This window comes from Facklamia sp. P12955 (genome assembly GCF_050409565.1).
Taxonomy (GTDB): Bacteria; Bacillota; Bacilli; order Lactobacillales; family Aerococcaceae; genus Facklamia.
Genome location: NZ_JBNUPF010000009.1, coordinates 23927 through 50090, shown reverse-complemented (window position 1 = coordinate 50090; position 26164 = coordinate 23927). Strand labels below are relative to the sequence as shown.

Genomic DNA, 26164 nt, shown 5'->3' with positions numbered 1-26164 from the left:
CGAAATGAACAAAAGAAGGCGTTTTATTTGTAAACTGAGCAATCGAATTATATGAAGGAAAACGATATAATAGTAGACAAAGGGAGGGGTTTTCTTGTTATTCACAAAAATTCAAAAAGGTAATTATCAAGACTCTATTAACTTGATGCTTTTATCAGCAGAAATTAATAAAGTTGATGGTGTTACTCAAGCACAGGTTATGATGGCGACGGATGCAAATAAGGATATCTTTAAAGGGGCCGGTTTATCTACTCCTGAATTAGAATCTGCTGGTGCTAATGATTTGGCAATTGTAGTTGAAACAGAAGATCAAGCAGTTTTTGACAAAGTTTTAGAAGAAATCGATCATTTTCTGGCAGACCTAACGGTTAAGAAAGAATCTGATAATAAGGTAGATGTTGATAACTGGGAGGAAGCAATGGAAGCTTTACCAGATGCTAATTTAGCCTTAGTATCTATTCCAGGAGAGTATGCAGCCTATGAGATAGAAAAGGCGCTTGATAATAATTTACATGTTTTCTCATTCTCAGATAACGTTTCAATGGAAGATGAAGTGAGACTAAAAGAGAAGGCGCATGAAAAAGGACTCTTATTCATGGGGCCTGATTGTGGGACAGGAATCATTTCGAGTATTCCAATGGCCTTTACCAATGTTGTGAAACCAGGAAATATTGGTGTGGTTGGAGCTTCAGGGACAGGCATTCAAGAAGTCACAACCATTATTGATCGTTTAGGTGGCGGAGTAGTTCACGCTATTGGCACTGGTGGTAGAGACTTGAAGGAAGCAGTTGGCGCACGTACCATGATTGACGCCATTATCGCTTTAGAAAAGCACCCATTGACAGATGTCATCTGTGTTATTTCTAAACCACCTGCAAAAGAAGTAAGGGATCAAGTTGTTAAAGTATTACAATCCCTATCCAAGCCTGTAGTAGCCATTTTCTTAGGTGAAAAACCAACCGAACATATTGGTAATGTAGCTTTAGCTTATACATTAGAAGAAGCAGCTAGAATAGCAATAGACTTAGCTAATGGTGAAGAAGTCAAAGCTAAATATGTGGACGGGTTAGATAACCAAATCCAATCTCAATTAAAAGACAAAACAGTAAAAGGTCTTTACTCAGGTGGAACATTAGCAAATGAAGCAGCTATGCTAATTGCAGATGCTTTAGAACTAGGAGATATTCAAAACGAAGAAGGTTACATCTTAAATACGCACGGTTTCCAAGTGATGGACTTAGGAGACGATGTTTATACACAAGGTAAACCACATCCAATGATTGACCCAAGTATTCGAATTGAAAAGTTAGAAGAAGCTTTTGCAGATGAAAAGACAGGTGTTATTTTATTAGATGTTGTCTTAGGATATGGTTCACACCCAGATATGGCTAATGCTCTGATTCCTACTATTCAAGAAAATCTCTCAAAATTGGCTGATAGTGAACGTGAAGTTTATGTTGTTGCGACTGTAACGGGAACACCAAATGATCCTCAAGATTACGATAAGGCTGTAGCCAACTTAAAAGAAGCGGGCGTTTATGTTGAAACAACTAACGCAAAAGCGATTCGTTTAGCTTTAGAATTGATGGGCGTTCACTATCAATTTGCTGCTAAAGAACATGTGGCTTATACAGGCGAAAAGATCGAATTACCTAGTCCAAGTGAACACGTTCAAGAATTAGTGATGACTTCTCCACGTGTTATAAATATTGGTATCGAAAGTTTTGTGGATCCAATTATTAAGTTTGGAGGCAAAGCTATTCAATACAACTGGCGACCAAAAGCAGGTGGCAATAAGAAATTAATCAAGATCTTAAATGAACTAGAAAAACATGCAGAGGCTATTGATGAAGCCAACCAGAAAGTAATTGGTCGTATGCGAGATTCGCAACCTTACTTAATCGATGTGAAATATGCTAAAGAGGTTATCCCAGAATTAAATACGGATAAAAAAGTTGTTTTACATGCTGGACCACCAGTGAAATTTGAAAACATGACGGGTCCAATGCAAGGTTCAGTTATTGGAGCGATGCTATTTGAAGGCTGGGCTTCCAATCATGAAGAAGCACAACAACAAATTGATGCTGGAGAAATCACCTTCATGCCTTGTCACCATGTGGGCGCAGTAGGCCCTATGGGCGGAATTACTACTGCTAATTTCCCTGTCTTTATCGTTGAAAATAAAGCAGACGGTACCACTGGTTACTGTATTATGAACGAAGGGATCGGAACGGTATTACGTTTCGGAGCCAACAATGAGGAAGTTATTACTCGTCTTGAATGGATGCATGATGTATTAGGGCCTGTATTAGGACAAGCGTTACGTCAAATTGAAGGTGGTATTAATGTCAATGTTATGATTGCTAAAGCCATTACCATGGGTGATGAATTCCACCAAAGAAATATTGCGGCTTCCCTCGTATTCTTAAAAGAAATTGCTCCAATCATTACATCCTTAGATATTGATGCTAAACAAAAGCAGGAAGTGATTCAATTCTTAGCGGATACCGACCAGTTCTTCCTCAATATTGCGATGGCTACTGGCAAAGCGATTGTTGACTACGCACGTAAGATTCAAGAAGGCTGTATTGTTACCACTATGGCACGTAATGGTGAAAACTTTGGTGTTCGTATTGCAGCCATGGGTGACCAATGGTTTACTGCACCTGTTAATACGCCGAAGGGTCTATATTTCACTGGTTATAGTGAAGAAGACGGTAGTAAGGATATCGGAGACTCTGCAATTACAGAGACTATCGGTTTAGGTGGTTCAGCCATTGTAGCGGCCCCTGGAGTGACACGCTTTATCGGTGCAGGTGGTTTTGAAGACGCAGTTCGCATTTCCAATGAACAAGCAAAAATAGTCAGCGCACAAAACCCTAACTGGTCTATTCCAACTTGGGATTTCCGTGGAGCTAACTTAGGAATCGATATTCGTAAAGTTGTTGAAACAGGAATTGAACCAATTATTAATACTGGTATTGCACATAAGAAAGCAGGTGTCGGTCAAGTAGGTGCTGGAACGGTTACTGCTCCGATTGCTTGCTTTGAAAAAGCTTTAGTAGCTTTTGCGGAATCATTAGGAATTAAGGTGGATGAATAAGCTAGTAGCGGATAAAACAGCCCTATTGATCTCGACTTATCTTTTCCCCTTAGAAGATCAAATATATTGGGTCGACTCTGTCTTTGAACATGGGATTAATTTAGTCACAAGAAAGACAGAGGGTTCACAACAACTGATTTATCTTTCAGCAGTTAATCAAGAAAAGGCTTCTGTAATAGGTGTTCAGTTAGAAAACAAGCAAGTGTTTAATCAGTTGATGCGCTGTCTGAAGCCGGGTGAACAAATTCGACAGCGTAACCATTCATGGATTGTCTATACGCGCCCTTTACCCCTAAAAATTGATCTAGTCGACTATCAAAGATATTCTTGTTGTTTACCCGCTTATTCTTTAAAGCTAACCGTTAAAGATTTAAAACAGCTTATTGATAGCCTGAGAAAAGCCAAAGTTTATCAGCAATCGGCTTTTAATAAGTTAGCTACACTGCAAAATTACTATCAAAACAAATTGCTTGGCGATCTACAAAATGATTTATTGACTGATCCAGCTAAAATGTCAGATTTAGTCCAATTTCTTTTTGGTAAAGGGCTTGGACTAACTCCTTCGGGAGATGACTTTTTACAAGGAATGCTAGTTATGGAACAGAGTCTCTTAAGTCGCCGAGGTCCAATTGCTTCGTTTGAACAAACCTGTGTAATATTATCTAATCTCATCCAGCAAGCGCTGAAAGTAAAAGCAACAACTAAAGTTAGTCAAGCCTATTATCATGCTGCTTTAGCAAGACAAGTCAATCCGATATGGCTGAAATTGATTGAGGCGATAGAGAATCAAGCAACTGATCAGTTAAGTCAATCAATTCGTGCAATCCAATCGTATGGGCACACTTCAGGTAATGATATGCTCTTGGGAGCACAATTTTACTTACAACTAATACTAAAAAACAAACTTTTAAAAGGAGAGGTTTAAATGGGATATAAAAACAATAAAACAGGTTATAGAGATGGTTTATTAGAAAGTCGTGCTGTGGTTGAGAAAGACTTATATGCAATTTTACCGCATGATGGTTTAGTGAATAATCAGATTCCAGGATTTGAAAATGTTTTGATTTCAATTTTAGGCTCACCTGCTCTTGGCGCTAGCTTTAATGATTATATTGCAGAGTTCCAAGAAGGCGGTAAGAACGAACGTGGTTTTGGTGGAGAAGGGCTTGAAACATTTGCTTATGTTATCTCAGGTAAATTAAAAGTAAGTGATGGTAAAGAAGAACACCTATTAACAGATGGTGGCTACGCTTTCTTCCCAGTAGATCAATTAATGTATCTAGAAAATGCTCAAAAAGAGATAACAGAAGTTTTCTTGTACCAACGACGTTATGATGCTATTGAAGGTCATGAAGCGCATAAAGTGGTGGGTAATAAAGCTGATTTACAACCAATTGAGTATGAAGGTATGAAAGACGTCCTCTTATGGAACTTCTTGCCAACAGATGATTTTGGCTTTGATATGAATATTCATATTCTTGAATTCCAACCAGGAGCTAGTCATGGATATATCGAAACCCACTATCAAGAACATGGTGCTTATCTACTTTCTGGTCAAGGAATGTATAACCTTGATAATAAGTGGTTCCCGGTCGAAAAAGGTGACTACATCTTTATGGGAAGATATTCTTTACAATGCGCTTATGCTGTTGGACGTGACGAACCTTTATCTTATGTTTATTCTAAAGATGCTAACCGCAACCCTAAACTATAGGAGGATAAAATGACAGATAAAAATGAAACAGTAAAAATTCAAGCCAGTCGTCTACAAGACTTAATAAAAAAGAAGTTAATGGCAGCAGGACTACCAGAAGATTCGGCTTTAGAAACGGCTAAACACTTAACTTATGCTGATTTATCTGATATTCATTCTCACGGAGCTGTTCGTGTTGCATATTATGCTGAACGCATTGCCAAGGGGGGCGTGACCAAAGAACCAAAGATTACTTATACAAAAACAGGTCCTGCGACAGCTACTTTTGATGGTGACAATGGTCAAGGACATTATATTGCTAATCTTGCTTTAGAAAAAGTCATCGAATTAGTAAAAGAAAATGGAATTGCCATGGTAGGAGTCACCCATGTTAGTCATACAGGTATGTTAGCTTACTATGTTGAGAAGTTGGCAGAAGCTGGTTATGTTAGCCTGTCGATGACACAATCTGATCCTATGGTAGTGCCTTTTGGAGGGTCTGAAAATTATTTTGGAACCAATCCGATTGCTTTTGGTGCACCTCGCAAGGAGGGTCGTCCAATCTTCTTTGATATGGCAACCACTGTTCAAGCTTGGGGCAAAGTCTTGGATGCGCGTTCAAAGGGCGAGTCAATTCCGGATACCTGGGCAGTTGATGCTGAAGGTAATTCGACCACCGATCCACATAAAGTAGCAGGTCTTTTACCAATTGCGGGTCCCAAGGGATATGGTTTAATGATGATTGTTGATATTCTTTCGGGTATGCTCTTTGGCTTACCTTTTGGTAAGAGTGTCTCTTCAATGTATAATGATTTAGACAAGGGCAGAGACTTAGGACACGTTTATATCGCGGTCGACCCAGCACGCTTTACTAGCTTGGATCAATTTACTTCCAATATTGAACAAATGGTAGAGGAGTTGCATGCTATCAAACCAGCTGATGGCTTCGATCAGGTCTACTATCCTGGAGAATTAGCGGTTTTAAGCACAGAACGTAATCTTGAAAAAGGGATTGATATTCCAAAACATATTATCGATTACCTTGAGTCAGATACTGTTCATTTTAATCAGTATGGTAATAAAGGCGCTTTTGCTGAATAAACCACATAAGCTTAGAAAAAACAAGATAATTAATAAATTTAAAAATAGTCTAACAATCTATCAATTGCTAGACTATTTTTTATATTGAAGAAAGTGATAAGCGTCAAGTCTTTTAAAAAAGGAAGATGAAAATCAGTTATAAAATTGCTCAAGCAAGAAATTGTTATTTTGGTTAGTCTCAGTCTAAGTTGTTTTATATCCTATAAAAGATGGCTTGTAAAAGTAGGAAGGAATTAAATCTCTTGGTATAATGAGTTTACTAAGGAGATGGTTTGTGTGGTATCCGTAGAAAAATTATTAACAATCGACTACCTCTCGGAGATTAAATTATTAACAGATAGAAAAACAATTGAACACCAAGAAGTTAGTAACGTCGAAATAACTGAAACACCCGATGTTGAGTTTTATATCAGTCCGGAGACGTTAATTCTTACAACCGGAATGATTTTTAAAGATGATCAGTTGCAGATGATTCCCTTTATCGATTCATTAATTCGTGCTAAAGGAGTAGGTTTAGCCATTAAATCAGGACGTTTTCTTAATGGAGAACTCCATCCCAAAGTGATTGATTATGCCAATCAGCGCAACTTTCCTATTATTAATATACCTGATAAATATCCACTCGGACGCTTACTCCATCAAATTTCAAATTATATCTGGAATCAACGAAAAGAAGAAATTGAGTTTGCGCTAAGTATTCAAAAGCAATTCTCAGACCTTTTACTTAACAATACTTCCATTGATAAAGTAATCAATGAATTCAGTAAAATCATTAAATGTCCGATTATTCTCTTGAGCCCAATAAAAAAAGTGGTGAGTTATTCGCATCATTTCACTAAAAAACCACTTCTTATTCAATCGTTGCAGGAGCAGTTTCAAAAGCGATTTAAACAAAAACAAGTCCCTAATGATTATTTTAAAATGAAAGATGAAAATGACCAGACACTTCTAATCTCTGCCAGCAGTGTCTTTGTATTTAAATACTTTCCCCATTACTTGCTCATATTAAACCCAGAGAATATGACCTACCCCATATCTGCCTTTACGATTGATCAAGCCAAATTAGTTCTTTCCTATATTCTTTATAAAACGGAAAAAGTTTTTTCCAGCTATTTACACACTTCCTCTAGTTTTATGTTAGAGACTATGGGAGGAGATACCTTAAATAAAGGGATTCTTTATAAAACGATTGAAGAAATTAAATATGTTGACTCCAACTATTACTTGGCTGTTGAAGTAAATGTTTCAAGTGCACTGGAACCTAAATTAAAAACAGTTAAACTCTATGAAAAATATGCGTTAATTTTAGATTTTCTAAAAATTTATGGTCAAGAATATTTTAAGGATATGTTTTTATTTCAAACAGACGCTAATGCCCATCTCTATCTAATCTTACAAAATCATGTCGGTAATCTGGATGAGAAATTAATGCAGTGTCATGATGATTTGTTAAAACTGGTTAATATTGACATGATTTTTAGCGTCGGCGAATCAGTCAGTTCAATTGATCAAGTATCCAGGTCGATTGACCAAGCATCCTTAGCATTTAAAGCTCGATTGACAGATTATAATAAAGAGACTATTAGCTATTATAACAATTCGGGAGTTCAACATCTTTTTCACGATATCGACAGTAAAGATATTAATTATTTTTGCGAATCAGTACTAAAAGAGTTAGCGTATCCTCAAACAAATAATTTAAAAGAATTACGTGAAACCCTTAAGGTATACTTAGATAATCAGTGTGAGACAACGTTAACTGCCAATATACTATTTGTTCATCGAAATACCGTCAAATATCGTATTGAGAAATGTCAAGAATTATTAGGAGTTGATGTTACCGACCCAAGAGCGTCCTTAAACATTAGAATAGCCTTAATGCTTAGCGTCTAGCTTATCAGTCATATGCAGATCAGTTTGAGCAAACTCTTATGGCTCATCGCTGGAGTTAAGAGAGTTTGCTATTTTATTGCAAAGGACTTTAATAAAGATAAAAAATGCTAAAAGTTAAAACCTCTTGAAAAAAAACGAACATACGTTCTATAATGTTGAAGAGGTGATTCGATGTTGAAGGAAGAACAAGCGCTGGAAATTAATTTTTTTGATTTGGCCTATCGACAATTAGAAGAAGATTATATGAGATATTCAGCTGTAGGTTTGCCTCTTTATTGTGTAATCGACAGCATTATTAAGATGATGCAAAGAGATGAGATAACATTTTTTATCTTACCTCGAGCAAAAAGTTTAGACGGCAAAAATCATTGTTTTTATTTTCGTGTAGTTGATAAGTTCTATGAATATCGTGGCTGTGATTTGTTTTAAAATTTATTTAATGGACAAACATGCAGAATATATTATTAATAAGTAAAGATGTTATAATCAAAATGGAAACGTTTTTTTGAATTGAGTTGAGGGGTACCTAAAGGTCGTTAGTTTAAAATGTAAAAAGGAATGATAAATATGTTAGAACAAACAAAGAGTCAAGCTGTTAATAGAACAGATTTTTGGATAATAGCTGATTTCATCTCTTTTTTTCTTACCATATTTGTCAATTATTTGGGGGGATCAGGTTTAATTAATGATATGAGCCAGCAAGAAGTATCTGCTAAATATACAACACTGATTACTCCCGCTGGTTTTGCTTTTAGTATATGGGGTGTGATTTACACCTTAGTGTTAATCACGCTGACTTATTTAGCCTTTAAGCGTGATGATAAAAAAATTATGCATACTATTTCACTGATTTCTCCTTTATTTATCGTTTCCTGTCTTTTTAATATGGGTTGGATCTTTAGTTTTTCATACGAATTGATAGGTCTTTCTGTTGTGATGATTTTTATATTACTCTTAGCATTAATGAAACTGATTGAAAAAATTAATTATAACAGTAAAAATATTTCTTATAATTTACCAGCTTACGCTTTTACACTCTATGCTGCTTGGGTTTTAATCGCAACTTTTTTAAACATCTCTATTTTCTTAGTCAAAATAGGCTGGGATGGCTTTGGTATCTCAGATTCAGTGTGGTCATTGGTGGTTATTATTATTGCCATTGTTTTCGTTGTAGGCTATGTCTTTATGTATAAGAATGCTTTCTTTCCTATCTCAATAGCTTGGGCTTTCTATGGCATTTATAGTAATTATGAAGAAGGTGTACATAGTCCGGAATTAGTAACAAGTATTAAAGCTGTCTTATTAGCTGGTTTAGCTATCTTAGTAGTATCGGCTATCTATCGGTTTGTTAGGAATAAAAATAGCATCTTCCCAAAGGATCTAAACAGCCAAAATCAATGAGTAGAAAGGGAACAAATATGGTGGGTCAAAATTTCAAAAAAAGAAAGTCAATCTCTTTGGAGAAGAAATAAGTATTTAGTTCTTTCTAAATTTCAAAATATTTACTTAGAGATTAAAGAGCACCTTAAAAATGATCATGTTGACCTCGAATATGTTCGTGGAAAAAAGATATTGCCGAAAAATGCCAGAAAACCAAAAGCAAAGCGTAAATGCCTTGCTTCATGGATGGGCTTATTTTAAAAAACAAGCCAATCAGCAGGAAAAAGATGATTTTTAAGCAGCTTAGAGGTCTATCCACAAGGAAAAATCGAACCAAAAGATGTCATTAAATATATCAACCATTTACTTGAGCGATACACCAATTCTTATTTACAGGCATCGACTTTACTAAAATAAAAGCGAATTTAAATAAATTTCCAATTAGAGTCTTCTACTCATTTAATTTAAGTTTTTAACTAGGATTGAATGGTGAAAGGCTCTTTTTATTAGAAAAAACCTTCCAAAAGGAAGGTCAAAATTAATTAGAGTTAATTTGAAGGTTGATATCTACCAAATGCGATAAGCTATAGCAAAATCCATTTGGCCAATAGCTTTATCCCAACGACAAGTCATAAAGGCAGCCATGTCATCGCCATTTCCGTAATAGGCAAGGAAGGGAATTGAATCTTCATTATAGAAATAGTTATATTGGAAGTCAGTTTGAATGGGAATGATTGCTGTGATTTCATAGCCTTTGGATATTCCGTCCTTATCTGTAACAATAAATTCATTACCCGGTTCAAAATAATTGTTGCTAGCAAAGGGAGCAAAAGCTCCTGTATTAATATGGTCATAATAATGGCCAAAAAAGGTACGGATACCATTCATTCCAACTTGAGGAACACCATCTATCCCTAATACATCATTCACTTGGTCAAAGTCATCTTTACTGCCTGTATTATCTTCTAAAGGAATATATTCGACGACGATCCCATTTGATTCGATGGTATTGGGTTTTTTTCCTAAAACTTTTCCCTCGGTATGCATAACGTCTAAATAGTTTTTTGGAATGATGGCTTCTTGATTTTGATAGTCTTTGTTCTTCTTATCATACTTTGTGACTTTTGAATTGCCATCCTTGATTAATTGTTCGGTCATCGCCCCTGCTTTAGCAGTTTCTTTTTTTTCTAGTTTCAAACTGGATTGAATTTTTGCAGGAATTCTCTCTTTTTCTTTATTTTCAGCACTGGCCTCAAGGGTTACTGTCATAATTCCTAATGTTAAACAGAGGACTTTAATAAAAAATTTATTCTTCATAGTGACCACCTCTCAAATGATTTGTTATTTATAATATGCTATACAAGTTATCAAATTGCAACAACTTTCACTTTAATGTAATATAGAAGAAAGACTGATATATAAATCTATAACATTAAATCAGATTATTCAGCTTAAAATTATCAAGCAATAAATTTAATTCTTAGCTAAAAAGGGTGTGTAAGATGAATATTCATTATCAAAGTAAACAAAATCTATCTAATAACGACATACAAGCAGCAAAAGATCTTTTAACACACAAACATCAAGTGGATCGAACCTTTTCTGATCCGTATCTATTTAATCGATACAATTTTGATCGATCAATGCCTAGTTTTTTTACGGCCTATAAAGATCGGAAAATGATAGGTTTATTAGCAGTTTATGCCGATGATGCTGAAGCGGAACTTTCAATAATTGTCGATCCAAACTATCGACGCAAGGGCATAGCATCTAAACTTTACGAAAACTTTCAATCAGAAACTGCTTCTTATGGAATTAAATCTCTTACTTTTAAAACGGAACGCATATTTATAGATGAAAATCCAAAATTTTTAGTCTCTTTAAACTTATTGTTAACAGATGAGGAAGTATTAATGGCTTATGGGACAAGTCCTTACTCAGTTGAAGAACGTTTTGATATTAAAGTTCTGATTGCTTCTGAGGAACATGTAGAGGAAATTGCTCGCTTTCAATCCGAAAGCTTTGAGGATAATTATGAGCTGAGCCTACGATATGCTAGAGAAACAGTAGCAAACCAAGAAAGCCCCATCTATGTAGCCCTATGCCAAGGGAATGTAGTTGCATCCATTTCTGCTGACCAAAGCTCAGATGTCAATTATTTATTTGGTGTTGCAGTGGACCCAAATTTTCAAGGGCAGGGAATTGCCACTTACCTAATGAAGCAAACAATTAATGATTTGATTCAATCAAATCATAAGCCTTTCCACTTAACAGTTGAAGCAGATAACCAAACTGCATTTAATCTTTATAAAAAGTTAGGGTTTAAGGAAATCACTCGTATTGTCCACTTAGAACTTAAAAAATAGAACATTTAGTACAGCCACTTGACTTTCTAGCTCTTAATTTATGAAAGCATCATTTACTTTCAAATAAAGTTTGACAGATCAATAATTTTGGACTATACTAGGTAAGTAGTAAAGAAATAAGTTAATTAAGTCATTTCCATTCAACAAATGTAAATCTTCTTTTTAATTATTTAGTTATTGCAATACAAAGTGCTTAAGACGCACACAGGAGGATTTATATATGAATACAGGTACAGTAAAATGGTTTAATGCCGATAAAGGTTTTGGTTTCATCGAAGGACAAGATGGGAAAGATGTTTTTGCACATTTCTCAGCTATTTCTGGAGACGGCTTCAAAACATTAGATGAAGGCCAAGCAGTGTCTTACGATATTGTTTCAGGCGATCGTGGCGACCAAGCCGCAAACATCGTAAAACTTTAATATAATTTAAACCCACCAGCTTTGCTGGTGGTTTTTTTGTGTTTTTTTATAAAAGGATTGACAAGTGTTATATACTGTTATACACTGTTTATGAAAGGGGCAAAATGCATGCAAATAATTATCGATAATACAAGTATGACTCCTCTTTATGAACAAATTGTAGACCAGATAACTGCAATGATTCTAGCAGGAGAAATACCGACTGCAAGTGCGCTTCCTTCCGTGAGATCCCTTTCTAAGGAATTGAAGATCAGTGCGCTAACGGTCAAAAAAGCTTATGACCAATTGGAGAGAGAAGGGTTTATTGAGACAATTCATGGTAAAGGCTCCTATGTTTTAGAAGCCAATCAAGAACTTTTACGTAATGAACAGTTGATGCAAGTGGAAGCTATAATGGCTCAAGCAATTGAGAAAGCACAACTTTTTCACTTAAGTAAAGATGAAATGCAGTCCATATTTGATTTATTAATGGGGGATTGGGATGTTAAAAGTTAATCATTTAAAGAAAAATTACGGTTCTTTTCAGCTCGATTGCAGTTTGCAAGTTAAAGAAGGAATGGTAACTGGCTTTTTGGGTAGGAACGGATCTGGCAAGACAACGACGATTAAGGCGATTCTTGGTTTGATCTTTCCTGATCAAGGGGAAGTTGAACTTTTTGGGCGTCCGGTTAATCAGTTATCTGGTCATGACAAGGAGAAGTTGGGGGTCGTTTTGTCGGATTCCAATTTTAGTCGAGTGATGAATTGTAAAGATGTTTTAGCTATCTTAAAGCGTAGCTATCGAAACTTTGATGAGGCCATGTTTAGACATTTTGTAGACCAGCAAGGCTTAACGTGGGATAAAAAGTTTGAAAAATTTTCGACAGGTATGCAGGCAAAAATGAAAGTAATTACGGCCATTTCGCATAAAGCTCAATTTTTAATAATGGATGAGCCGACCTCAGGGTTGGATGTAGTGGCGCGTGAAGAAATATTAGATATTTTGCGTGAATACTTAGACGAGTCTCCGCAAACGAGCATTTTAATTTCTTCCCATATTGCCACAGATTTGGAAGGGATTTGCGATGATTTCTACCTTATCGATCAAGGTAAAATAGTTATGTACGAGGAAATGGATCAACTTTTATCTAGCTATGGTATTTTAAAGCTTCGTCAAGAAGAACTGGATCAGATCGATCAATCGCATATCATTAAGATTGATCAGACAAATTATGGTTATTGCTGCTTAACCAATCAAAGACAGTTTTATTTGGAAAATTATCCACAAGTAATTATCGAAAAAGCTTCGGTGGATGATTTAATTAAATTAATGGTAGGTGGTCGCAAATGAAAGGATTGCTTTATAAAGATTGGCTACTAATTCGTAAGATGGGTCTGCAATTTCTGATACCAGTAGTGGTAGGAATCATTGTGCTTTATAGTGGGGACGATAAATTATTTTTTATGACTTACACCTCGATGGTAGGTCTATTCTCCATTATTTCGACTATTTCTTACGATGAGTATGATAATGGCATGCCCATGCTTTTATCGCTACCGTATACACGGCAAGACTATGTGCGTTCAAAATATTTGTTTGCAGTTATAACCATCGTTACTTTATTGATTTTTGAAGTGGGCTTAATCACCAGTATGGCTACCTTCAAAAATATTGAAGAATTTTCTTTTACTGACAACTTTCTTGAAATATTGAGTACTTTAGTGGTATCTTCTGCTATGTGTTGGATTTTGCTTCCCATTTATTTAAAATATGGTGTTAAAAAAGCAATGATTGCCATGATGGTAGTAGGTGGCTTATTATTTGGAGGAATAATGGGAGTTCTTTATCTTATTAAGGAGTTTAAGTTAATTTCATTGGATCAAATACAGTTCTTGCAAAATTTCTTAGCAAATGATTGGAATGTTTTCTTTTTATTCATACTAGTGATAGCAGGAATGATGGGCATATCCTATTATATAAGTAGCAGAATTATGCAAAAGCGGGAGTATTAAATTGTGAAGGCAAATATAGAAATGTCATTGATCAAGATTAAACGTTCACTTAAGTCATTCATATTAAAATTCAGCTTAGAAAATCAATGCCCCTTTTTGATGTTCTCCACGAATAATTAATCAGTGTAAAGCGATGTAAAATTAATAAAAGGAGGTGGTGGCTTATGAAAGGTTTGCTATATAAAGATTGGCTATTAATTCGCAAGACCAAGTTACATATTTTTTTACCAATAATAATGATTTTCATTATCTTGTATATTAAATCTGGTGACCTGGCTTTGATAAGTGTTATTTCAGTTTCAATCTTATCTTTGATACTGTCACCCACGACTTATGATGAGAGGGAAAATGGGATGCCAATGCTTTTGACCCTACCATATACCCGCCAAGATTACGTATATTCAAAATACTTTTCCTTAATCATAGGGTTAATAGGTTTATTAGTTTTTGAAGTTTATTTGACTTCACTCGTCGCTTATTTTCAAAGTCCACAAACTTTCAATTTTATAGACAATCTTTTGACGATACTAATGATTTTGGCTGTTAGCTCAATCCTGGTTTTGATACTGTTACCTATTCAATTAAAATTTGGCTCAGAAGGGACACTATTAATAATCTTTAGCTTTTTAGTCCTTTGTATTGTTGGAGTGGTCCTCTTTTTATTCAGTGAAAAGATAATTTCAACAGATTTATACAGGATTTTGAAAAACTTCTTTTCAAATAAATGGAGCCAACTCTTTACTTCCATACTAGTCATGAGTTTTACTTATTTTGCTTCCTTAATTATAAGTATGAAGATTATGAGAAGACGTGACTATTAAATGAACAAGGGAGTAAAATTCGACAATCATTTAAGTGTTTTCAGCTGAAACATTTCATCGAGTAATAATATATAGGATGTTAAAGCAGCTATTTAATAATTCGTATCATTTCAATTGGCTTACAGCCGCTTGACTTCCCAGCTAATTATATATGAAAGCATCATTTACGTTTAACAAAAGCATCATTTACTTTCAAATAAAATTTGACAGATCACTATTTATGAACTATACTAGGTGAGTAATAAAGAAATAAGTTAATTAAGTCATTTCCATTCAACAAATGTAAATCTTCTTTTTAATTATTTAGTTATTGCAATACAAAGTGCTTAAGACGCACACAGGAGGATTTATATATGAATACAGGTACAGTAAAATGGTTTAATGCCGATAAAGGTTTTGGTTTCATCGAAGGACAAGATGGGAAAGATGTTTTTGCACATTTCTCAGCTATTTCTGGAGACGGCTTCAAAACATTAGATGAAGGCCAAGCAGTGTCTTACGATATTGTTTCAGGCGATCGTGGCGACCAAGCTGCAAATATTGTAAAACTATAATATAATTTAGACCCACCAGCTTTGTTGGTGGGCTTTTTTTGTTTGTGCTTTAAGAGTTTAATAAATTTTAAAAATCTCCGTACTGATTTCTAACATTTGAAGCGCGCATTGTCTGAGATTTCCCAATGTTTCATAAGCATAATCTTCGCCGAGAATAGCTCGTGTAGAATCACTCGGTAACAATTCTCTTTTTTCCATTTCAAGATGTTCATACCATTCTTGACTACCATAATAGTCAATGAGCTTTGCTATTTTTTCGATTTGGCCTTGGAACGCATCGAGTTGATCCATTAATTGATTAACAGATTGGTCAACGGCTAAATAGTTTGTTTCCATTTCGATAAAATGATCAATCTTATCCATTTTATATCCCCCTAAACGAATTATTATTATTATTTTATCATCAATTTATTAACCTTGCGCTAAAAAGAGTGAAACAGAAGTGGCAGGGACAGTTTATTTAGGTAATAATAGAAAGAGAACACTAAAAGGAGGCAGGGTTATGAAGATTATTGAAGGAAAGATGCCTTTCAAAGGGCATGAAACCTATTACCGCGTTGTAAATCAAGCAGGCAGCAAACCACCTCTACTCTTACTCCATGGAGGGCCGGGATCTACTCACAATTATTTGGAAGTTTTAGACCCACTTGCTGAATTAGATGATCGTCCATTGGTTATGTATGATCAAATTGGTTGTGGTTTATCGATGGTTGAAGGGCATCCTGAATTATTTACCGCACAGGTGTGGAAAGAAGAACTAATTGCTCTAAGAGATTATTTAAAATTAGACCAAGTTCATATTTTAGGACAATCTTGGGGTGGGATGCTGCAACAAATTTATCAGATTGAAGAACAACCCGAGGGGATAAAATCTTATATCTTTTCATCAACGCTTTCATCCGCCAAGCTTTGGCGCCAAGAAGGGATGCGCCGAGTGAATCTAATGCCAGAAGTCTATCGTCAAGCGATATTAATGGCTGAAGAAAGCGGCAATTACCAATCACCGGAATACCTTGAAGCACTTAATGTCTTTATGGAAAGATATTGTTGTGGTCCAGTCACTGAAGATTCACCTGCTTGCCTAAAAAGAGAAAAGGCAGCTGGTTCAGAAGCTTATCTAGTGGGTTGGGGGCCTAATGAATTTACGCCGACTGGGACTTTGTCTGGCTTTGAATATACGGAGCACTTAAGGGAAATCGTACAACCATCCTTAGTGATCAGTGGGGCTATGGATCTTTCTTCTCCATACATTGCTAAAACTTTGTATGATAATCTACCCAATGCTGAATGGGAGTTGTTCCAGTATAGTCGACATATGTGTTACATTGATGAAACGGAAAAATACATTAATGTCTTAATGAATTGGTTAAATCGAAAGGATTAATGAAATCTGAGGAGGTTCTATTTAATTAGACATTCAATGCGAGACCTTACTGTTAAAAACGGATAAGTGCCTTTAACGGTTGAAGAAAAAATTGATTGAGGAGTTGGCAATTTTTTGAAGATAAAGAAATCAGTGCTATTTATGCGAGTCCATATCTTCATGTCAAACAAACCATTGAACCTACAGCTGAACGATTAAATTTAAAATTTATTTAGCAGAAAGATTTACGAGAGCGTAGGATTGGGGAAGGGGGAAGAGTTTTCTACAATTGCGCAAAACCAATGGGATAATTTTAATTATAAGTTGTCGAATAGTGAGTCATTACATGAAGTATCTCATCGAGTCGTATCTTGTTTTAAGGAAATAACAGAGCAATCACAAGCTAGTATCATTGTTGTTAGTCATGGCACAGCTTTGTCCGTACAAATGAATGTTTTGACAAAAAACAGTTTGCTTATCAAGATTTCTTAAGTATGAAACAACTGCAAGTTTATGAATTAAAACATTCTCAAAGACAAGTTGAAGAGTGGGAAAAATTAAAATTCATTAGTTCGAGAAGCGGACTATTTTACTGGACATCGCATTTTTAATGAAGGAGTGACCCTCAAGTTCAGATATTAATCAACGTATCTTAAGGCATTATTGATGGATCATGTAAGAATCATGAAAGGTAGTAATTATTATCTTCCCTCACTAAGCATAATAAAAATTGTCTTTCTCTTGTTAACAACTAGAGTATTTAGTAAGATAGAAAAAAATTGGGAGGAAGGATATGAATAGCCACTTACCTTTACATGAATGGGATCATAATCCCCAAGCCATTATTAACCCTAAAGAAGTCACAGAGAAAGTAGTAAATTTTCCAGACACAGTAGTTTCTTGCTTTTCCTGCTTAACTTTCCAAAGAATGATCAGTGATTATCCACATGAAGCGATTGCTTCCACTTCTACTGCTCAGGGCGAGATTCCTATTTATCAGCTACAAATTGGAAAACAAACGATTGCTGCTTTCAATTCTCAAGTAGGAAGTCCGGCTTGTGTAGGCGTCCTGGAGCACCTATGGGCAATGGGGATGAAACGTCTCGTTTTATTTGGAACCTGTGGTGTGCTAGACCCTAGTATTGAAGAGTTATCAATTATTATTCCAAATCGAGCGGTGCGAGATGAAGGAACCTCTTTCCACTATCTTAAACCAAGCTATGAATTAGATGTAAATAAAAGGAGCTTAGAAGATTTTCAATCATACCTCAATCAAAAAGGGGTTTCATCGCGTATTGGTAAGGCCTGGACAACGGATGCTATTTTCAGAGAAACAATTGATCGGTATAAAAAACGAAAAGAGCAAGGCTGTATCTGTGTCGATATGGAATGTTCAGCCGTAGCCGCCTGGGCTCAATTGCGATCAGTTGAAGTGTGTCACTTCTTTTATGCTGCCGATCATTTGAGTGAAGAAGCTTGGGACAGCCCGTTCTTTATCCGATCATCTTGCCTTAGATTCTAAGGCTTTCATTGCTCAAATAGCAATTGAGTTTGCTTTAATATGGAAGTAGACTAAAACAAAAGCAGCGACAAAAAGGTCGCTGCTTTTTCACTATAAAACGTCGTAAAGGTCGATTAAAGCACGTGCAGTATCCAGCGAAGAATAATTAATGATCTGATATTCAAAATTTTTATTTTTAAGTGTGTAGTGTTGATCATAGTATGAAAGGATGAGATCTTTAATGACGGATGCATAGTCACCTTGATTAAGGGATTCTATATGCATAGCCTTGCGTTGCGGGTTCATCTTATCCATTCTGTTCAAGCTTTCTTTAATCTCTGCTAAATTTTTTTGATCAGAAGCATTAATATATTCATCTTCGATTCGTTCAATTCGTAAATCTATTGGTGAATCAATGTAGACTTGATGGGGGGATTGTTTATATGCTTGATAAAGGGTGTGGGGAGTGTGCACCTTACCAATGCTAGCACTTTCTCCTTCGATAAAAACAATGCCTGGTTGGAATGATTCAAGTTTGTTAATTAGGGCTGCCTCGTAATTAGCTTGGTTAGGTTGTTGACCCAATCCAATCTGACCAAAATGCGACCCTCTATGATTCGCTAAACCTTCTAAGTCTAATACTTGGCCACCCATTGCTTCGATGTGTTTTAAAATCAAGGTTTTGCCCGTTCCAGTCATACCGTCTAAAGATACGAATTGAAAGTGATGAGGTAGTACTTCGAGTTGAGCTAATACACGTTGGCGATAAGCTTGGTACCCTCCAGCTAATTGATAGACAGTCAAACCGAGTCCATCTAATAAACCAACAATTGAAGAAGAGCGAAAGCCACCACTTTTACAATAGAAAATTAATGTATGGCCATGACTAGCTGTTATAATATGCTGAAAAAAGGTCGGTAAAATACCACTCATAAAATTAATACCAACTTGTTTAGCCTGGTCAATCTGTCCTTGGCTATAAAGTGTTCCAACCTCATGGCGGGTTGAATCATCCATAACAGGAAGATTGATAGCATTTGGAAGGTGGCCTTGAGCAAATTCCTTAGGACTTCTGACATCTATCCAAAGTGGGTTTAATAAAGATTTTGACTGTTGATAAGAAATTAAATATTTCAAAAGATCACCTTCCTTTAGTTACTAAATAGATAAGTTCAATATTAAATTTTACATCTAATCACTATAAAATGAAAGATTAGATTATTTTTCTTGAAGAAAGACTGTCAACCCCAAGCGATTATGTCCCGAAATTTGATTAATTTGGGTACAAGTAAGAATTGATCGAAAGTCCTACTGCGCTTTGCTTGGTTGCCTCTTCTTGTCTTCATTTTATATAAATACGGTTGATAGGAAGCTGCTTTCTACGGATGAGACAGAGGTGGGATAGAAGGTTTAGCTTGTTCAATTATCGCTTGCTCTTATAGATTTTCACTGACCGACTTATGCCGATGAATTTCTTCCAATGCATAGAGTTGATCTTTGTAAGAGGCAAACAATTCTTGTTTACGGCTTTCAATCACCAACACTTTTGTCTTTTTATTCAAATAGACGGGCTTAGCTTGCTGATCAATGAGACGATAACGATGCTTTTGATACTGAATGGCATGCTTAGCTTGAATACGACACCAATTAAAGCGTGCGAGAATAGGATCTAAATTCATACCCTTAGCTAGTCTTTCAAAGGCGGTTATGCTAGGCTTAATTGAGAGGGCAATTTGATTATTAAACGTCTCTAAGATGGATGGGAGATAGCAATTGGCTTCTTGAATGGTTTGGATATTTGCAAGCTTCATCTCATTGAAAAGACGGTCTTGAAACATACCTAAGAGTCGCTCAATAGGTCCTTTGGTTTGCAGAATTGAAGTGGAACTTAATTGAATACCATGCGTCTGACACGCATATCCAAATTGAGTGGAGGCCTTTTGTTCGATAGCTTCGGACAAAGAGGCCTCTTTGCGTTGTGTCCCTCTTTGATCAAAAATCGATCGATTATCTGTCAAAATTTCATAAGGTATGCCATATTTTGTAAGAAATTGTTGAGTAACTTCAGAATAGCCATTGAGGGTTTCTTGCGTATCAAATGAAGCTCCAACACCCCTTCCCATCGCGTCATCAATAGTAGTGTGAAGATGATAATAGGAAGTATCTCCTTCAAACCACTGGTGTTGTGAAGCATCCATTTGAAGGGGATCGCCAGCATATTTTTTACGTGGACATACCAGGTGAGCTTTTTCAGGAGAAAGAGTAATTACCGTTTGAGAGAGCGCCTTATCCCGTTGAGAGAGTGTTCCTTTGGCTTCAATTTTTTGTTCGAGAGCTTGTCTTGGCTGACGACGTGTTTGTCTTCGCGCTTTAGGAGACACTGTCTGATGTTTTTCATGATATTTGGAAGAGTCGATTCGAAAATTTGAATCTGTTCACACGCCTTTAATTTTTCACAGAAGTGTTTAAAATTGAACCCTTCATAGACAGTTTGGTACAAATGGATAATCTTTTTTCAATTGTTTGACTTATTTTATTAATTGGGGAGTGATTAACATTTCCATGTTGAAAGCCTAATTTAACATAGGTTTTATAGACAGTTAATCGTCGTTTATTGAGCGACGCGATAAACCGAGCTCCACTTGGTCTTTGGCTTTTGATTTTCGGCCCTGTGCAACCGATTGAATGACAGCATATTTTCTTTGCTCGAACATTGTTAATCAAACTTTCATCTAACTACCCTTGAAAGAAGTATAACTCAGAAGTGGGACATTTTGATTTGTGTTCTCTTGAGACATTATCATTTACGTTTAACAAAAGAGTCGATTATTTTTAATAAAGTCTTGATTTTTTTGAATGGTCGGGCTATAATAAAGGAAAATTTTATTAGTCTTTAACCGTGTACGAGATACATGAAAGATTTATTTGAATAGTTCATTGGAGAAGCTCTCTCTAATGGGATATCCTTTTATGTGCGCAAGAGGTCAGTAACGGTTTTTCGTTACTGACCTCTTTTTTGGTTAAAACTAAGCGAATTCAACTTATGAAAGGAAGTATGAAATGACGCTTACGACCCAAATTGCCAATCAACATTTTAAATCCTGTTTAATGAATGCCGCCGGGGTTCATTGCCAAACAAGAGAAGAGCTAAATGAAATTTTAGACTCTCAAGCTGCTACTTTTGTTACCAAAACAGCTACTAGTCAAGCGAGAAAGGGCAATCCTGAGCCACGCTATGTGGGGAATCTTCACGGTTCAATCAATTCGATGGGCTTACCGAATTTAGGGATTGATTATTATCTAGACTATCTTTCTGAGTTAGATCGTTCAGATCTTTTCTTGTCGGTAACAGGCCTTTCTAAAGAGGAAATCTACCAAGTTTTGCATAAAGTACAAGATGCTTCATTCAATGGCTTGATCGAATTAAACCTGTCCTGCCCAAATGTAGTCGGCAAACCCCAGACAGCCTATGATTTTGAACTCATGCACGAGATTTTGACAGAAGTGTTTAGTTTTGTAAACAAACCACTAGGAGTAAAATTACCTCCTTATTTTGATCTGGTTCACTTTGATCAAGTGGCCGCAATCTTGAATCAATTTCCGCTTTCTTTTGTCAATTCAGTCAATTCAATTGGTAATGGTTTGTGGATTCAAGATCAAACTGTTGCAATCAAACCAAAGCAAGGCTTTGGAGGGATTGGAGGAGCCGCAATTAAAGCAACGGCTCTGGCTAATGTACATGCCTTCTACCAGCGTCTAAATGACTCCATAGCCATTATTGGGACAGGGGGCGTTGCAAGTGGGCGTGATGCTTTTGAACACATTCTTTGTGGAGCTTCAATGGTTCAAGTAGGAACAGCTTTGATGGAAGAAGGACCACAAATTTTTGAGCGATTGAATCAAGAATTAAAGGCTGAAATGGCATCTTATGGCTATCAAAAAATAGAAGATTACCGCGGTAAATTACAGTACATGGAGGGATAAAATAATGAGTAATCACAACTTAGTTTTTAAGCATTTTGAATCAACCAAGAAACTAAATTCAGGAATGGTAATGAAACTAATTCATCGAGCCATCGAATTTAAAAACCTTGATCGCTCACTATTACCACAGTATCCAGGACACTTTGTTTGTAATGTTTTTTTGGAAAATTCGACAAGAACGCACCTTTCTTTTGAAATGGCTGAGAAAAAGTTAGGTATGCCGGTTATTGCTTTTGATGCTAAAACATCTTCACTTTCCAAAGGAGAAACCCTCTTAGACACTTTAATTACACTTGAATCTTTAGGGGTAGATACAGTTGTGGTACGTACTCGCGAAGAAAATTACTTCGAGCCGTTGATGAAATCACCGCACTTGAATTTGTCAATTATTAATGGTGGGGATGGGGCCTCTCAGCATCCTACACAGTGTATGCTCGACTTGATGACCATTTATGAAAAATTCCAACGTTTTATTGGTTTGAAAATAGCAATCGTAGGAGACCTCAGTCACTCTCGTGTTGCTCATTCTAACGCTGAAATTTTATCTCGTTTAGGAGCTGAACTATATTTTTCAGGACCAGAAGAGTGGTATGATGAAACCTTTGATCATTTCGGAAGCTATCTACCCATTGATGAATTGATTGGAGAAGTCGATGTCTTAATGCTCTTAAGAGTTCAATTAGAACGCCATGACCAGCCAGATAGTTTCGAAGCGGAAACCTATCATCGTTTATACGGTTTAAATACCGAAAGAGCCAGTCGCATGCAAGACCATGCAATTATTATGCACCCTGCACCGGTCAATCGAGGGGTAGAAATTGCTGATGAATTAGTCATGTCAGAAAGATCTGTAATAGCTGAACAAATGAAAAATGGTGTATTTATGCGTATGTCAATTATTGAAGCAGTTATGAACGGAAAGTAGGGGGGAAAAGATGTTATTAATTAAGAATGTGCGAATGCTAAATCGTCAAGGTGGATTTCAAGCAGTAGAGCTTTTAATTAAAGACCAAAAGATTAACGCGATTGGTCTAGATCTGTTGAATGAATTATCTCATGAAGAGCTTAAAATTTTTGATGGTCAAAACGGTTTAATTACTCCGGGGCTAATTGATTTGCATGTTCATTTTCGTCAGCCTGGTTTCGAAGGAAAAGAAACCATTGAAACCGGCTCAAAAGCAGCGGCTCGAGGCGGTTATACACAAGTTTGTGCAATGCCAAATCTAAATCCAGTTCCAGATAATCTAGCAGATTTTACAGCTTTGATGCAATTAAACGAGCAAGAAGCTTGCATCAAAGTACATCAGTATGCACCGATTTCACTAGAAATTACTTCCGAAAAAGAATTGGTTGATTTTCCTGCTTTAACACAAGCAGGAGCTGTTGCCTTTACCAATGATGGCAAGGGCGTTCAAACAGCTGGTTTAATGCTTCAAGCTATGCAAATGGCTGAGCAATTAGACCGACCAATTGTGGCCCATACTGAAGATAATTCTTTGCTTTTTGGAGGGGTCATGCATAAGGGGAAGGTAAGTGAAAAGTTAGGTTTACCAGGAATATACTCTGCGACTGAATCCAGTCAGATTGCCAGAGATTGTATTTTGGCTAAAGAGGCAAACTGCCACTACCATGTCTGTCACGTTTCAACTAAAGAAAGTGTAGCGGTTATTCGCGCTGCCAAAGCTGAGGGCGTAAAAGTAACTTGTGAAGTTTGTCCCCACCATCTTCTCTTGTGTGATGAAGATATTCCAACTGATGATGGCAATTGGAAGATGAATCCACCATTAAGAAGTCGCGCGGATCAAGCAGCCTTAATTCAAGGTCTACTAGATGGAACGATTGATTGTATAGCAACCGACCACGCTCCGCACATGGCAGAAGAAAAGAATCAGAGTATGCTTAAAGCACCTTTTGGTATTGTGGGATCAGAAACTGCTTTCGCTTTGCTGTATACTTATCTTGTTGAACGAGGAATTTGTAGTTTAGAACAGTTAATCAATTGGATGGCATGGGAACCAGCTAAAATCTTTAATATACCAGCTTCCGATCTTACTGTGGGGTCTATTGCTGACCTAGCTATTTTCGACATTGACCATGAATATCCAATCGATCCAAAGGAATTTGCTTCTAAATCGACCAATACACCCTTTGTAGGTTGGCAAGTTAAAGGTAAAACCTTAGCAACTATTTATCAGGGCCATCTTGTTTATCAGGCGTAAGAATATCTCATGAATTTTTGATAGAGGCTAATGGCTATTCTTTAGAATGGAAATAAAATAAAGACAGGCTCTTTTGTTTGTGCTAAACTGAACATGAAGTTTTTAATAAATAGAGGAGTTTTATCAGTGAAATCAATAGATAGTTTGACCCTAGACGATCTAATCGAATGGCTAGCTCAAAGAGGAGAAAAGCCATACCGGGCAGATCAAATCTGGCAATGGCTTTACCGTCACCATGTGGCGTCCTACGAAGAGATGACTAATATCCCCAAAAAGATTTTAGAACCTTTATCCGAGGAATTTATTTTTTCTCCCTTAAGGGCAAAAATTGTACAGAAAGCCCAAGATAAAACCACTAAATTTTTGTTTGAATTACAAGATAAATCAATGATTGAGACGGTTTTAATGTATCATCATTATGGTATTTCAGTGTGTGTCACAACGCAAATTGGCTGTAATATTGGCTGTAAGTTCTGTGCTTCGGGTTTGATACCCAAAGTAAGAGATCTAGAAACAGGTGAGATAGTCGCTCAAATCATGTACGTTCAACGACACTTGGACCAATTAGGTCAAGGAGAAAAGGTTTCGCATATTGTGGTTATGGGTATAGGTGAGCCTTTTGATAACTATGATAACGTGATGAAATTCTTAAGAATTGTGAATTCAGATAAGGGACTAGCTATTGGGGCACGTCATATTACTGTCTCAACTTCTGGCTTAGCACCAAAAATTCGTGAATTTGCTGATGAAGGGTTACAAGTCAATCTAGCAGTTTCCCTCCATGCCCCTAACAATGAGACTCGTTCTTCGATTATGAAGATTAACCGAGAATATCCCATTGAAGAATTATTTGATGCTATTTATGAATATATTGAAAAAACCAATCGCCGGGTAACTTTCGAATACATTATGATTGATGGTGTCAATGATACACCTCAACATGCTAAAGAATTGGCAAATCTGTTGAAACCGATGCTGAAATTAGCTTATGTTAATTTGATTCCTTATAATCCGGTTGCAGAAAATTCTTTCCGGCGTTCTAAGGCTGAAAATATTGCGCAATTCTTTGATATTTTAATGAAAAACAAGGTTAATTGTGTTGTTCGTAAAGAACACGGAACAGAAATCGAAGCGGCTTGTGGGCAGTTACGGTCTCAATACGAACGTCAAAGAAGAGCTAAAACTGCTAAAAAGACTAAAGAAGAAATCCGTCAATTTTCACAAGCACGTAAAGCTGCAAAGGCAAATGAGTCTAATAATCAATGATAAAGTAATCTTAAAGCGATTAAAATAAGCCCTCAAAAACGAAGATCTTTGGTCGTGTTTTTAAGGGCTTTTACTTTTAATATTAAAAGTTCCGGAGATGTCTATCACATTCTTAAGAAAGTATGATATAATTTCCTAGATAGTCCATATAAAGGAGGGCAACTATGTATAACGCTTTAATGATTTCATTAATTGTAGTATCTATTTTGATTATTTTATTAGTTATTATGCAACCATCTAAGAGTAATGCTGCTTCAACTTTAACAGGTGGAGGAGACGATGGCTCTGTTAAATCAAAAGCACGTGGCTTTGAAGCCTTTTTAATTCGTGCTACAACCGTTTTAGGCGTGCTGTTCTTTGTCATTGCCTTAGCTTTAGCTTACTTATCGGCTAAATAATCGTTAAAGATTTTGAATAGACGCACATGTCGGCTCATTAGGCCACATGTGCGTATTTATTTAGAAACAGAGGAATTTCTTTAGTTTCCAACAAGGTTTAGATACAATG

At 36.3% G+C, this 26164-nt stretch carries 25 protein-coding genes and 2 pseudogenes; 23 read left to right on the top strand and 4 right to left on the bottom strand.

Annotated elements, in window-relative coordinates; all coding sequences use genetic code 11:
- The first annotated feature begins 94 nt into the window (after positions 1-94).
- From fdrA to ACQV2G_RS03825, 8 genes and pseudogenes are all read left to right on the top strand, one after another.
- The gene (fdrA, locus tag ACQV2G_RS03860; RefSeq protein WP_428876160.1) at positions 95-3103 is read left to right on the top strand and encodes an acyl-CoA synthetase FdrA; all 3009 of its coding nucleotides are present in this window, start codon (positions 95-97) and stop codon (positions 3101-3103) included.
- A complete protein-coding gene (locus tag ACQV2G_RS03855; protein WP_428874214.1) occupies positions 3096-4028 on the top strand; it encodes a DUF2877 domain-containing protein in 933 nt (310 codons plus the stop codon). Before fdrA ends, ACQV2G_RS03855 begins: the two co-directional genes overlap by 8 nt.
- Positions 4029-4817, top strand: a complete 789-nt coding sequence (allE, locus tag ACQV2G_RS03850) for a (S)-ureidoglycine aminohydrolase (RefSeq protein WP_428874215.1) — start codon at positions 4029-4031, stop codon at positions 4815-4817.
- A 9-nt stretch (positions 4818-4826) separates the two neighbouring features.
- Complete coding sequence (gene allD / locus ACQV2G_RS03845) at positions 4827-5897, top strand: ureidoglycolate dehydrogenase (RefSeq protein WP_428874216.1); 1071 nt, start codon at positions 4827-4829, stop codon at positions 5895-5897.
- Between the two features lie 276 nt (positions 5898-6173).
- The gene (locus tag ACQV2G_RS03840) at positions 6174-7790 is read left to right on the top strand and encodes a PucR family transcriptional regulator (protein WP_428874217.1); all 1617 of its coding nucleotides are present in this window, start codon (positions 6174-6176) and stop codon (positions 7788-7790) included.
- Between the two features lie 171 nt (positions 7791-7961).
- Positions 7962-8219: a DUF5960 family protein gene (locus tag ACQV2G_RS03835; RefSeq protein WP_428874218.1), complete on the top strand. Its 258-nt coding sequence runs from the start codon at positions 7962-7964 to the stop codon at positions 8217-8219.
- 138 nt (positions 8220-8357) lie between these two features.
- Positions 8358-9191: a TspO/MBR family protein gene (locus tag ACQV2G_RS03830; protein WP_428876159.1), complete on the top strand. Its 834-nt coding sequence runs from the start codon at positions 8358-8360 to the stop codon at positions 9189-9191.
- Positions 9192-9321: 130 nt separating this feature from the next.
- Positions 9322-9587 (top strand): annotated as a pseudogene (locus ACQV2G_RS03825) (DUF1722 domain-containing protein).
- 150 nt (positions 9588-9737) lie between these two features.
- Here the strand turns inward: ACQV2G_RS03825 and ACQV2G_RS03820 are convergent.
- Positions 9738-10487 carry a hypothetical protein gene (locus ACQV2G_RS03820; protein ID WP_428876158.1) on the bottom strand — a complete coding sequence of 250 codons (750 nt, stop codon included), beginning with the start codon at positions 10485-10487 and terminating at the stop codon, positions 9738-9740.
- 185 nt (positions 10488-10672) lie between these two features.
- Between ACQV2G_RS03820 and ACQV2G_RS03815 the strand changes: the two genes are divergently transcribed.
- The 7 genes from ACQV2G_RS03815 (at position 10673) to ACQV2G_RS03785 (ending at position 15324) form a co-directional block, all read left to right on the top strand.
- Positions 10673-11536: a GNAT family N-acetyltransferase gene (locus tag ACQV2G_RS03815; protein WP_428876157.1), complete on the top strand. Its 864-nt coding sequence runs from the start codon at positions 10673-10675 to the stop codon at positions 11534-11536.
- A 220-nt stretch (positions 11537-11756) separates the two neighbouring features.
- On the top strand, positions 11757-11957 hold the full coding sequence (locus ACQV2G_RS03810; RefSeq protein ID WP_428874223.1) for a cold-shock protein: 201 nt from the start codon (positions 11757-11759) through the stop codon (positions 11955-11957).
- Between the two features lie 108 nt (positions 11958-12065).
- Complete coding sequence (locus ACQV2G_RS03805; protein ID WP_428874224.1) at positions 12066-12452, top strand: GntR family transcriptional regulator; 387 nt, start codon at positions 12066-12068, stop codon at positions 12450-12452.
- Positions 12439-13287 carry an ABC transporter ATP-binding protein gene (locus ACQV2G_RS03800; protein WP_428875553.1) on the top strand — a complete coding sequence of 283 codons (849 nt, stop codon included), beginning with the start codon at positions 12439-12441 and terminating at the stop codon, positions 13285-13287. The genes ACQV2G_RS03805 and ACQV2G_RS03800 overlap by 14 nt, the downstream gene beginning before the upstream one ends.
- On the top strand, positions 13284-13949 hold the full coding sequence (locus ACQV2G_RS03795; RefSeq protein WP_428875554.1) for an ABC-2 transporter permease: 666 nt from the start codon (positions 13284-13286) through the stop codon (positions 13947-13949). The genes ACQV2G_RS03800 and ACQV2G_RS03795 overlap by 4 nt, the downstream gene beginning before the upstream one ends.
- 164 nt (positions 13950-14113) lie before the next feature.
- Positions 14114-14770, top strand: a complete 657-nt coding sequence (locus tag ACQV2G_RS03790) for an ABC-2 transporter permease (protein WP_428876156.1) — start codon at positions 14114-14116, stop codon at positions 14768-14770.
- A 353-nt stretch (positions 14771-15123) separates the two neighbouring features.
- Positions 15124-15324, top strand: coding sequence for a cold-shock protein (locus ACQV2G_RS03785; RefSeq protein WP_428874223.1), 201 nt, complete (start codon positions 15124-15126; stop codon positions 15322-15324).
- A 57-nt stretch (positions 15325-15381) separates the two neighbouring features.
- On the opposite strand, the gene ACQV2G_RS03780 is transcribed toward ACQV2G_RS03785, so the two are convergent.
- Positions 15382-15687 carry a DUF4298 domain-containing protein gene (locus tag ACQV2G_RS03780; protein ID WP_428876155.1) on the bottom strand — a complete coding sequence of 102 codons (306 nt, stop codon included), beginning with the start codon at positions 15685-15687 and terminating at the stop codon, positions 15382-15384.
- 139 nt (positions 15688-15826) lie between these two features.
- On the opposite strand from ACQV2G_RS03780, the gene pepI reads away from it, so the two are divergent.
- The 3 genes and pseudogenes from pepI to ACQV2G_RS03765 all read left to right on the top strand — a co-directional run bounded on the left by pepI (position 15827) and on the right by ACQV2G_RS03765 (position 18258).
- Positions 15827-16708: a proline iminopeptidase gene (pepI, locus tag ACQV2G_RS03775; RefSeq protein WP_428876154.1), complete on the top strand. Its 882-nt coding sequence runs from the start codon at positions 15827-15829 to the stop codon at positions 16706-16708.
- Between the two features lie 240 nt (positions 16709-16948).
- The gene (locus ACQV2G_RS03770) at positions 16949-17179 is read left to right on the top strand and encodes a histidine phosphatase family protein (protein ID WP_428876153.1); all 231 of its coding nucleotides are present in this window, start codon (positions 16949-16951) and stop codon (positions 17177-17179) included.
- A gap of 301 nt (positions 17180-17480) precedes the next feature.
- Positions 17481-18258: pseudogene (locus tag ACQV2G_RS03765) on the top strand (nucleoside phosphorylase).
- A 41-nt stretch (positions 18259-18299) separates the two neighbouring features.
- Here ACQV2G_RS03765 and mnmH read toward each other — a convergent pair.
- Together mnmH and ACQV2G_RS03755 are read right to left on the bottom strand one after the other, a co-directional pair.
- Complete coding sequence (gene mnmH, locus ACQV2G_RS03760; protein WP_428876152.1) at positions 18300-19325, bottom strand: tRNA 2-selenouridine(34) synthase MnmH; 1026 nt, start codon at positions 19323-19325, stop codon at positions 18300-18302.
- A 299-nt stretch (positions 19326-19624) separates the two neighbouring features.
- Positions 19625-20569, bottom strand: a complete 945-nt coding sequence (locus tag ACQV2G_RS03755) for a hypothetical protein (RefSeq protein ID WP_428876151.1) — start codon at positions 20567-20569, stop codon at positions 19625-19627.
- A gap of 679 nt (positions 20570-21248) precedes the next feature.
- Between ACQV2G_RS03755 and ACQV2G_RS03750 the strand changes: the two genes are divergently transcribed.
- The 5 genes from ACQV2G_RS03750 (at position 21249) to secG (ending at position 26055) form a co-directional block, all read left to right on the top strand.
- Positions 21249-22172, top strand: coding sequence for a dihydroorotate oxidase (locus tag ACQV2G_RS03750; protein WP_428875311.1), 924 nt, complete (start codon positions 21249-21251; stop codon positions 22170-22172).
- Positions 22173-22176: 4 nt separating this feature from the next.
- Positions 22177-23097: an aspartate carbamoyltransferase catalytic subunit gene (locus ACQV2G_RS03745; protein WP_428874264.1), complete on the top strand. Its 921-nt coding sequence runs from the start codon at positions 22177-22179 to the stop codon at positions 23095-23097.
- A 10-nt stretch (positions 23098-23107) separates the two neighbouring features.
- Complete coding sequence (locus ACQV2G_RS03740) at positions 23108-24391, top strand: dihydroorotase (RefSeq protein ID WP_428874265.1); 1284 nt, start codon at positions 23108-23110, stop codon at positions 24389-24391.
- A gap of 126 nt (positions 24392-24517) precedes the next feature.
- Entirely contained in the window at positions 24518-25657 is a 1140-nt protein-coding gene (gene rlmN / locus ACQV2G_RS03735) for a 23S rRNA (adenine(2503)-C(2))-methyltransferase RlmN (RefSeq protein ID WP_428875310.1), read from the top strand.
- Between the two features lie 164 nt (positions 25658-25821).
- Entirely contained in the window at positions 25822-26055 is a 234-nt protein-coding gene (gene secG / locus ACQV2G_RS03730) for a preprotein translocase subunit SecG (RefSeq protein ID WP_090290184.1), read from the top strand.
- Positions 26056-26164 lie beyond the last annotated feature (109 nt).